Origin of the sequence: Alcanivorax sp. 24, assembly GCF_004360225.1 — a bacterium.
Taxonomy (GTDB): Bacteria; Pseudomonadota; Gammaproteobacteria; order Pseudomonadales; family Alcanivoracaceae; genus Alloalcanivorax; species Alloalcanivorax xiamenensis.
The window spans coordinates 1-1206 of sequence record NZ_SNUA01000040.1; the positions used below are offsets into that span (position 1 = coordinate 1).

At 60.1% G+C, this 1206-nt stretch carries 1 protein-coding gene; it reads right to left on the reverse strand.

The features are described 5' to 3' along the window. Positions 1 to 22: 22 nt before the first annotated feature. Positions 23 to 970, reverse strand: a complete 948-nt coding sequence (locus E0L37_RS21170) for an IS110 family transposase (RefSeq protein WP_133493621.1) — start codon at positions 968 to 970, stop codon at positions 23 to 25. Between the last annotated feature and the right edge of the window lie 236 nt (positions 971 to 1206).

A 1206-nucleotide genomic window follows, 5' to 3' on the forward strand; every position in this document is an offset into this window, starting at 1 on the left:
GTGGGAGATTCTATGTTGGAGATCAAGCGATTTGGCCCTCCGATTGATAGAGGGTTTTGTGCTTCATCAGGGCAAAGGCGATACGAGCGAGTTTGCGGGCGAGTATGACCAAGGCCTGGGTTTTCTTCAGCCCTCGCTGTAGGTAGCCCTCGTAGACTTGATGCCATCGCGGGCTACGACTGGCGGCCATGGCGGCATTGTGCAGGAGCCTGCGGACCTCCGCGTCGCCCCGTTTGGTCAACCGTCGTCGCTGCTCTCGTTTGGAGGATTGGCGCACCCTCAGATCCAGTCCCAGGAAGGCGATAAAGGCATCACTGGTTCTGAAGTCGCCGCGCAGGAAGGCCATGACCAGCGCGGTAGCGGTTAACTCGCCCACTCCTTCCAGGGCTTGGCAGCGGGCCCGTTCCGCTTGCAACCCGGCCTCGCGAAGGGCCAGCCGTAGTCGTTTCTGGAGGGCCTGATCAAGGCGGTCCATATGCGCCAGCACCGGTTTGATCAGGGCTTTCAGGGAGCCCCCCTCCTTCCAGCTTTGCTGCAGCGCAACGCGGGCCTGGACCAAGGTGGCTCGTCGACGCAATAGGCGTTGCAAGGTGCAATAAGCCTTTGGCGGGGGCGTCCAGGGGCGCAAGCGTCTTTGGTTCGCTTGCAGATAGTCCGCTAACAGTCGGGCATCGCTGGCATCGGTTTTGGCTCGTCTGCCCATACTTTCCCGGTAATGGTTCAGTTGGTAGCCGTTGATGATAAAGACGAGATGGCCGGCGGCATGGGCCTGTTCGGCCAGTTCCAGGTGATAAATCCCGGTGGCCTCCAGCGCCATGTGGCTGTTCTCAGGAAGCCCCTTGAGCCAGCGTCGGATGGCGGCCTTGGTGTTGGGAAGGGGGAAGACCTGATCGGCCGCTTGGTCATAAAGGACCAGTTCGTCTTTGGCGACATCGACACCGATCCGGTTGGGGATAACATGCATTGCCATGGTGTGGCCCTCTCGTTAGTGTGAAAGGGCTTGTCGGGGCGCACCAAACGCAGGCTTGCTCATATCGTCGGTCTGAGGGCGTGCTCAGCCTGATGGATTCCTTATCGGCGCTTGTAGGTGCGGGGTGGGGTCATTTCTCCCACGGTCTGTACCCGAAGGGGTCAGAAGCTGCCTAGGTCCCGCCACCCCGACAAGTCTCTCTGCCTACTATCGACTTGCCACGCCAACATACAAGC